Source organism: Clostridium acetireducens DSM 10703, assembly GCF_001758365.1.
In the GTDB taxonomy this organism is placed as follows: Bacteria; Bacillota; Clostridia; order Clostridiales; family Clostridiaceae; genus Clostridium_C; species Clostridium_C acetireducens.
Window position 1 is genome coordinate 1 of record NZ_LZFO01000053.1, and the last position, 9,218, is coordinate 9,218.

The window sequence follows — 9,218 nt, forward strand, 5'->3', positions numbered from 1 at the left end:
CAATTTATGCCCCGTCCTTGGGGCGGAAATTGGCTCATCACGTCCTGTGATGAATTACGGAGTTTTTTTATTTTTTCTTCTAAGATTGTCTAAAATTCATTCAAATTATTTACAAACTTTCTTTATGGGACTGTATTATTATTTTTATACAGCTTATTTTTAATGGTTTTTTATTCAATAACCTAATTTTATTTCATTACTTTTTTGAATTTCACAATTACTTTAAAAAGGTCTCCATCAATTTGGATATTTAAGGTGCCACCTTGAAGTTCTACAATGCTTTTTGCAATGGCAAGTCCTAATCCAGAACCATCAGTGTTTCTAGATTTATCTCCTCTTTTAAATCTTTCAAAAAGTTCATCTGAATTAAAATTCATTTCATAATTAGATATATTTTTCATAGTAACTACTATATTATTATCTTTTTCAATTAAGTCAATATACACTCTAGTGTTAGGTTGAGAATATTTAATAATATTATTTATTAAATTTTCAAATACTCTCCAGGTCCTTTTTCCGTCTAAGTTTGCATAAATTTTTTTATTATTATATTTAAATCTAAGTATTAATGAAGCTTCTTTAATTTTTTCTTCTAATTCTCCTATAGATTGCTGTAATAAGGAGTTTACATCAACTTTTTCAATATTTAAATCTACAGAACCACTAGACATTTTAGATGCTTCGAATAAGTCATCAATAAGAATTTTAAGTCTATCTGATTTTCTACTTAAAATTTCTATATATGCGTTAGTATCTTCTTTAGTTAAATCATTGTCTCTTAATAAATTTACATAATTTATAATAGAAGTAAGAGGAGTTTTTAAATCATGAGATACATTGGTTATAAGTTCTGTTTTTAATCTCTCACTTTTTATTTGTTGCTCTAGAGATTTTTTATAACCTTGTTTCATGCTGTTAATATTAGAAGCTATTTTAGATAAAGTTTCTTCTCCTTTTTCTTCTATAACATAGTCTAGATTTCCTGAAGCAATTTCTTCTGTTGCTTTTAATATTTCATTTAAGTAATCTGCTTTTTTAAATAAATAACGTATAATTAAAAATACATAACCTATAGTTATAACAGCAGCTATGAATATATTGCGTATTCCAAGTACTAATACTAAAAGTATGAACATGCCTAATAGTGCTGAAAATGCTATGAAAAATATTATTTTAAATTTAATATTCTTATTTAAATTGCTTTTTTTAAATTTATTTAATAATTTAATTATTAAACTATTTTTATATTCAGCTGATAAAATGTCTTTATTTTGTTTAAGCTTTATAGCATATTTTATATTAAATATAAGATAGAGTATATAAATACTTACAAAACTAAGTTTTGTAAAGTGTGCAATACCTAAAGGTTTATAAAAAAAACTAATGTTTATTAAATAAGTGCTCATTAAAACAGTATATATAACAAATATAAATATTTTTAAATCTAAAGGAAGATTAAAATATACTTTTTTTATTTTATCTAAAATAGTAATAGAAGTAATTTTACGATTTTTTAGTAATATTAACATAGAAATTCCTAATATTAAAGATAACGACCCTATTATACATTCTTTTAAAAGTCTATCTCTAACAGAATTATAATAGTGATAGTTTTTTAGTATATAGGAATCTGAATTTAAGTTTTTAGGAATTATAATATAGCCTTTCCATGAAGAACTACTAAAAATCCAATGCGATTGTTTAAATCTAATATTATTAGAAAGATTATTTAATGGTAAACTTATGTTATAAAGAGATTTACTTTTTAAATATTCATTTATATTTGTCCCTTTAGGCAAATTAGTATATATTTTTTTATTTTTTGTATCGTTAATATAATATTTTATATCTTTTCTAGTTTCCATAACTTTTTTTATATCTTCATAGTCTTTAGTATATCTTAATGCTACTTCTTTTTTTAATTGATCTTCAGTTTTTAAGTTTTCTTTTCTTAGAGAATCGAGTTTTTCATTTTTTTCATTAGTTAATGCAGTTACTCTATTTTTATCTCCAGATTTTTCAGCATTTAATATATATTCATTGTATTTATTTTGAATTTCTGTTTCTGAAGTTTTTAATTGATCTTCATAATAGACTCTTAATCCATCTAAGTCCTCTTTAGTAACTTTACTTTCTCCAACTTTTTCATTATAGTCTTTGTAATATATATATAAATTACATAAGTTTTGAGAAAAAGAAGTAATTTCTTCGTCAAATTCAAAACTATTAAAGTAAGGATCTTTTGCAACTATATAGTTTCTATTTTTTATTAAATCATAGCTAATTAAACATGAAAGAGAGAGTGAGTAAATTGCTATAATAAAAATAATAATATACAAAAATTTATTTTTCGATTTTATATCCAATTCCCCATACCACCTTTAAATACCTAGGTTCCCTAGGATTAATTTCAATTTTTTCGCGAATTCTTCTTATATGAACAGCTACAGTATTTTCACCCTTATAATAAGGTTCTTTCCAAGCTTTTTCATATATTTCTTCAATGGAAAAAACTCTTCCCTTATTTTCCATTAAAAGTTCTAATATCCTATACTCAATAGGAGTAACCCTTATTTCTTTATCTTCAACTGTTACCATTTTTCTTTTTTTATCTAATATAAGAGTTCCTACTACAATTTTATCTTTAGTTTCTTTGTATTTTCCTAAATCCATATATCTTCTAAGTTGAGATTTAACTCTAGCTACTAGTTCTAACATATTAAAGGGTTTTGTAATATAATCATCTGCACCTATAGTAAGACCTAATATTTTATCCGTATCTTCTGATTTAGCAGAAAGCATTATTATAGGAATGTTTTTATTTTCCCTAATTTTAAATGTAGCTTTAATTCCATCCATTTTAGGCATCATAATATCCATTATAATAAGATGTATTTCTTTTTCTTCTAAAACCATTAATGCATCTATACCATTATGAGCTTTAAAAACGTTTATATTTTCATTTTTTAAATATATTTCTATAGCTTCTGTTATTTCTTTTTCATCATCTACTACTAAAACATTATATTTCATAATTATCCCATCCCTTCTATTAATAAATTATATCATTTTTTAACACCTCCTTAGGCAATCTATATTTTTAATTATATATCAGAATTTTTACAAACAACTTACTAAATTTCTTACGAATTTCTTAACAAAAAATAAACATATTAATTCTATAAAAAACTGCATTTAGATAAAATTTGCAATTGTAAAAATGTATTTATTATAAAATTAAAATTAATATCAAATTTAAGAAAATATTTTATAAACAGTAATAAATTTTCTTTGTTTATAAAATAAATGAATAATAGGAAAATTTTATAAAGAATTAAGAGGATATTTGGTTAATGATGTAGAAGTATATAAGTGACAAAATAAAAGGAAGGTGATTGTTATGAAAAAAATATTACTACCTATAGACGGAAGTGATAGAGATTTAATGACTATTGAATTTGTGAAAGACAATTTTGATCCTAAGAAAACAGAAATAGCATTAATAAATGTAGGATAAGTAGTTTTTGTTCATGGAATGCCATTTGCAGAAGTAATGGATGATAAAAAAAGAATAGGAAACGAAATATTAGATAAAGCTAGTAAAAAATTAGGAGAATTTAACTGTACAAAAGAAATATTATTCGGATATGCTGATAAAGAAATACTAGGCTATTCTTCAAAGAATAATATTGATACTATTATTATGGCTAAGAATACTAAGAAAAAGTTTTCAGGAATAGTTGGATCTGTAACTTCTCAAGTATTAAAAAAGACAAATTGTGTAATGATAATACTTCCACAAGCTTAAAATAAGTTAAAGAGATTACTTAGTGTAATCTCTTTTAATTTGTTTAAGTATATAATAAACTAAGCATTTTAATGTAGCTTTTCTATTTTAATAACTCAAAAGGACTGGGCGAAATCCTTTAAGAATGGTATAATGTTTATTAGTTAAATAAAAAATGAATGTAGCATTTTTTGTTAAATACATTATATCAAGAGGAGGAAGACAAATTGAATAAGAGAATATTATCTTTTATTGTAATGCTAGCATTAGTTATAACCACCAGTAATAACGTTTTTGCAGCACCTAATACATTAAAAGAAACTCAAGATAATAAAAAAGAATTACAGTTAAAAATTGAAAAGTTGGACAATGAGATAAATGATGTAATAAAAAAAGTTGAAAGTAATAAGAATGACATGAATAGAATTAATCAAGATATTAAAAAAACTCAGGACAAGCTAAAATCTGTAGAAAAAAATGTTGAATCACAAGAAGATATGTTTGGAAAAAGAGCAAGAGCTATGTATATAAGTGGAAGTGGTAGCTATCTTGAAGTAATTTTAGGAGCACAAGATTTAGAAGATTTAATATCAAGGGTAGATATGATTTCAAAAGTAATGCAGTTTGATAAAAATGTTATTAATAAGTTAAAGATAGAAAAAGAAAACATAGCAAAACAGAAAGAAAGATTAGATGCTGAGAATAATAAATTAAAAGATATAAGAGAAAAAAATAGAATTATTTTAGCGAAATTGAATAAAGATGTAGCAGAACAAAAGGCAATGCTTAGTAAAGTTAATGAAAAAGAAAAAGAATTAATAGCTATGGAAAATGCAAAAGCAGCTAGAAGTAGAGCATCAAGTAATAGAAGTGTTACTTTATCTCGTGGTATGTCAAAATCAACTTCCTATTCTAGAGTATTAAGCATGGAAGCAACTGCATATTCAGGGGATGGTTATACAGCATCAGGAACTAAAACAATGAGAAATTCAAGTGGATATAGTACTATAGCTGTAGATCCAAGAGTTATTCCACTAGGAACTAGAGTTTATGTAGAAGGATACGGATATGCTGTTGCAGAGGATACTGGTGGAGCTATTAAAGGAAATATAATAGATATATTTGTAAATTCAGAATCTGAAGCAAGAAGCTGGGGAAGAAGACAAGTTAATGTTTATATAATAGGTGACTAATTTATTAATATTATAGTATTTTAATGTAGGATAATTTCAGAGAAAAAATAATCTGTATAAAAATAATAAGACAGCAGCATAAAGAGAGATTGTAAATAATTTGAATGAATTTTAGACAATCTTAGAAGAAAAAATAAAAAAACTCCGTAATTCATCACAGGACGTGATGAGCCAATTTCCGCCCCAAGGACGGGGCATAAATTGGGTAGGAGTTTTTTTATTTTTTATTCTTAGAGTGTCTTAATGAAATGACTTATTTACAAACTCTCTTTATGCTGCTGTCTTATTATTTTTATACAGATTATTTTTTCTCTGAAATTATCCTACATTAAAAATTGCATGATTTTTTATATTTAGGAAAGCGTAAAATTACTTATTGTTATTAATGTAATCTTTTAATACACTTACTTCATTTTCTGTACAATGCTCTTGTAGTATAACTTTTATATCTTGAAGTTCTCTTAAAATTTTTTCTAAAATTTCTTTTTCGTTATTATTCATGTGTAAACCCTCCTAAAATTTTATTTAGTTTAATTATACTACCTAGTATAAAAAATATATATAGATGATAAAAGGTTTATATTCAATTAAATGTTACATGTAATAAAACATTTACATATAATGTAGTTTTTGAAAATATAACAGTAATTTACTTATAAAATTTCGCTAATTTGTTGTACAATGTATATATAAATTTTTATTATTTCAAGGGGTCATAGTTATGAAAAGATTTGTCAAGATTTTAAAAATTATTTTAATTGCAGTAGTTATTTTTATTTCATGCTTTACTTTTATATATAGAAATAGAATTAAGCTATATATAAATATAGGGAAAAAATATGTATATTTGCAAAAGAAATTGCATTCTGATATTCATATTAAAGATATAAATGCTATGAATACTATTTATGCTGAAAATATTGTTTATAAGAATACAAATAACGTTCCATTAACATTAGACATATATAAATCTAAGAAGAAACTTTCTAAAGGTTCACCAGTAATTTTATATGTCCATGGAGGTTCTTGGGTTTATGGAGATAAAAGTATTCCTAGTGCTCTTTCACCATTATTAGATGTTTTTCGTGAAGAAGGATTTACTATAATTAGCGTGGAATATCAACTTATGAAGCCAGGAGTAGGCTTTGATAAACTTGTTTCTGATATTAAAGATGCTGTAAGATGGGTTTATAAAAACCAGTATGAGTATAATTTTAATACAAATGAAATAGGCATTTTAGGTATTTCATCAGGAGCTCATTTATCCTTACTTGCTGCATATACTGGGGATAATGAATTTAAAGATGACTCTAATTTGGAAGTATACCCTTCTAAAGTTAAATATGTTATTGACATTTTAGGACCTACAGATTTAAATAGTTTGAATTTTTCAAAGGCTACTTGGGATATTAATAATATTTTAAAATCCATTCCTAATATAAAATATGTAGTTTCTAAATATAGTCCTATAAATTATGTCCATGAAAATGCTCCAAAAACTTTAATGGTATATAGTAAAAAAGACACACTAGTTTCTTATAAAAATTCTACTGAGCTATATAATAAATGTGTGGAAAATGGAGTTTTTGTAAAGCTTGTAACACTTGAAAATAGCAGTCATGATTTTTCAAATTTAAGCAAACAAGATATACTTTTATTGTCTAAAGAAGTACTTAAATTTATTGTTCAAAACTCACCTTTGTAAAAAATTGTTATGCAATTTTTTTTAGTTAAGAGGGAAGAGAGATTTGTATTATAAAGTATTATAAAGTATTATAAAGTATTATATATATTAAAATTTGCTTTAGTTAAACAAATTTTTGCTAAAAAAACTATTGTGAAATTTAATAGAAAATAATAAAATAAATTTAATAAAAAATAAAAGGAGGATATTATGAAAGATAAAATTAGAATAGCAGTTATAGGTTATGGAAATCTAGGAAAAGGAGTAGAAAAAGCAGTTAAACAAAATCCAGATATAGAGTTACAAGCTATATTTACAAGAAGAAATCCAGCGGATATAGATTCAAATAACTCAAATTTGGTACATATATCAAAAGTTAATGAGTACAAAGAAAAAATAGATGTAATGATATTATGCGGAGGTTCTGCTACAGATTTAGGAGAACAAGGACCAATTATGGCTGCACACTTTAACACTATTGATAGTTTTGATACTCATGCAAAAATTCCTCAGTATTTTAATAAAATGGATAGCGTATCAAAATCTGCAAAAACAGTAAGTCTTATATCTACAGGTTGGGATCCAGGTTTATTTTCATTAAATCGTCTTCTTGGGCAAGTAGTATTGCCAAAAGGTAAAGATTATACTTTTTGGGGGAAAGGTGTAAGTCAAGGACATTCTGATGCTATTAGAAGAATAAAAGGTGTAAAGGGCGGAATTCAATATACAGTTCCAATAAAAGAAACTCTTGAAAAAGTTAGAAATGGAGAAAATGCTGATTTTACAACAAGAGAAAAACATGAGCGTGTTTGCTATGTAGTACCAGAAGAAGGTGCAGATTTAAATAAAATAGAACAGGAAATAAAAAATATGCCTAACTATTTTGTAGACTACAATACTACTGTTAACTTTATTTCCGAAGAAGAACTAAAAGAAAAACACTCCGGTATGCCTCATGGAGGATTTGTTATACGTTCAGGAAAAACAGAAGGTGGAGTAAATCAAATGATGGAATTTAGTTTGAAGCTAGAGAGTAATCCTGAGTTTACTTCCAGTGTATTAGTGGCTTATGCTAGAGCAGTAAATAGATTTGCAAAAGAAGGAAGAACAGGAGCTATTACAGTGCTTGATGTACCTTTTGCATATCTTTCACCTAAATCAGGAAGTGAATTAAGAAAAGAATTATTATAATATTTTATGATTTTATGTTCAATTAGGGATCTATTAGAAGATGCAATGATATTAGATCATCATACTAAACCAGGATGTTTTGTTTATCTTAGAATGTATTAATGAAAAAATGTATAAGTATAATTTTTAAATTATAAAAAATCTCTATGTAAAAGTAGAGATTTTTTATGTGTGATAAAACAAATACTACTTGACAATACCTAATAGTAAGTATAATATGTAATTACATACTATTGTGTAATACAAGGCAGGTGATTAAATGGCTAATACTACACAAATGTTAAAAGGATTATTAGAAGGTAGCATTTTAGATATAGTAAGTAAAAATGAAACGTACGGTTATGAAGTATGTGAAAAATTAGTAGAATTTGGATTTGAAGGTGTCTCAGAAGGTAGTGTATACCCCATACTAATAAGATTAGAAAAGAAAAAATTATTATATTCCACTATGAAAAAATCACCTTTAGGACCTATGAGAAAGTATTATTATATCACAGAAGAAGGATTTAAAGAATTAAAGGATTTTATAGTATCTTGGAAAAAAATTAAAAGAAATATTGATAATGTATTGGAGGGTTAAGGTATGATATCGGCAATTAGGTTAAGAAAAATTAGATTAAAAGAACAGAAAAAATTAAATGACTCGAATTTATGTTTATATAAAAATATAACTACTTATATTCAAAATAGCACTTTAACAATGGATGAAAAAGAAGAGATTTTGCAACAAATAATAGATATGATGTTGCAAGCTGACATAGAGGGTAAATCTGTAGATTTGTTTATTGGAAAAGACTATGAAGAGTTTTGTAAATCAATTATTAAAGAATATAATAATAGTAAAAGCACTACTTATAAAATAATTAATTATATACAAAAATATTTAATGTGGATGATATCAATTGCAATTTTAATGAGTATTTTTAATGTATTTAATGGTGATTTGGCTAATTTAAGTATTACTTTAAATCAATTTATATTTGCAAATGAATTAGCTATATTTATGATTTTTGTTTTAAAAATTAAAAATCAAGAGAATATAGATGTTATTCCTATACAGGTGCCTTTTTATAAACAAATTAATTTTAAAAAATATACAAATCAAAAAAGTAGTGAAGTTTCTTTTTTTATTTTTATTTTTATTACAATTATAATAAATTTTTTCATGAAAAAGTTTTTAGGAACTAATATTATGAATTATAACATTAATTTTAATAATAATATTTATTATATATTGAGTAAATTTCATATTTTATAATCATTGATTTTACTAACTTTTTTATTATTCAAAAAGGAAATTCACCCCAAAATGTCGAATATTTAAGTACCACCAAAAATACACAACAAAGAGGAGTGAATACTT

The 9,218-nt window shown here is 24.6% G+C and carries 9 protein-coding genes; 6 read left to right on the forward strand and 3 right to left on the reverse strand.

The features are described from left to right. Positions 1-188: 188 nt before the first annotated feature. Together CLOACE_RS11080 and CLOACE_RS11085 are read right to left on the reverse strand one after the other, a co-directional pair. Positions 189-2,360 carry a HAMP domain-containing sensor histidine kinase gene (locus CLOACE_RS11080; protein ID WP_423230266.1) on the reverse strand — a complete coding sequence of 724 codons (2,172 nt, stop codon included), beginning with the start codon at positions 2,358-2,360 and terminating at the stop codon, positions 189-191. After that, positions 2,344-3,036 (reverse strand): response regulator transcription factor, encoded by a 693-nt coding sequence (locus CLOACE_RS11085; protein ID WP_084027630.1) that lies wholly within the window; start codon positions 3,034-3,036, stop codon positions 2,344-2,346. Before CLOACE_RS11085 ends, CLOACE_RS11080 begins: the two co-directional genes overlap by 17 nt. A 499-nt stretch (positions 3,037-3,535) precedes the next feature. Here CLOACE_RS11085 and CLOACE_RS11090 point away from each other — a divergent pair, with 499 nt between their 5' ends. Both CLOACE_RS11090 and CLOACE_RS11095 read left to right on the forward strand, forming a co-directional pair. After that, complete coding sequence (locus tag CLOACE_RS11090; protein ID WP_070111314.1) at positions 3,536-3,808, forward strand: universal stress protein; 273 nt, start codon at positions 3,536-3,538, stop codon at positions 3,806-3,808. Positions 3,809-4,014: 206 nt separating this feature from the next. After that, positions 4,015-4,980 carry a 3D domain-containing protein gene (locus CLOACE_RS11095; protein WP_070111315.1) on the forward strand — a complete coding sequence of 322 codons (966 nt, stop codon included), beginning with the start codon at positions 4,015-4,017 and terminating at the stop codon, positions 4,978-4,980. A 369-nt stretch (positions 4,981-5,349) separates the two neighbouring features. On the opposite strand, the gene CLOACE_RS12065 is transcribed toward CLOACE_RS11095, so the two are convergent. Next, a complete protein-coding gene (locus tag CLOACE_RS12065) occupies positions 5,350-5,481 on the reverse strand; it encodes a hypothetical protein (protein ID WP_278287495.1) in 132 nt (43 codons plus the stop codon). 220 nt (positions 5,482-5,701) lie between these two features. On the opposite strand from CLOACE_RS12065, the gene CLOACE_RS11100 reads away from it, so the two are divergent. The 4 genes from CLOACE_RS11100 to CLOACE_RS11115 all read left to right on the forward strand — a co-directional run bounded on the left by CLOACE_RS11100 (position 5,702) and on the right by CLOACE_RS11115 (position 9,113). Then, positions 5,702-6,685 (forward strand): alpha/beta hydrolase, encoded by a 984-nt coding sequence (locus CLOACE_RS11100; RefSeq protein ID WP_070111316.1) that lies wholly within the window; start codon positions 5,702-5,704, stop codon positions 6,683-6,685. 189 nt (positions 6,686-6,874) lie between these two features. Next, on the forward strand, positions 6,875-7,855 hold the full coding sequence (locus CLOACE_RS11105; RefSeq protein WP_070111317.1) for a diaminopimelate dehydrogenase: 981 nt from the start codon (positions 6,875-6,877) through the stop codon (positions 7,853-7,855). 259 nt (positions 7,856-8,114) lie between these two features. Then, positions 8,115-8,435, forward strand: a complete 321-nt coding sequence (locus CLOACE_RS11110) for a PadR family transcriptional regulator (RefSeq protein ID WP_070111318.1) — start codon at positions 8,115-8,117, stop codon at positions 8,433-8,435. 3 nt (positions 8,436-8,438) lie between these two features. Then, positions 8,439-9,113 carry a DUF1048 domain-containing protein gene (locus tag CLOACE_RS11115; protein WP_070111319.1) on the forward strand — a complete coding sequence of 225 codons (675 nt, stop codon included), beginning with the start codon at positions 8,439-8,441 and terminating at the stop codon, positions 9,111-9,113. The last annotated feature ends 105 nt before the right edge of the window (positions 9,114-9,218 follow it).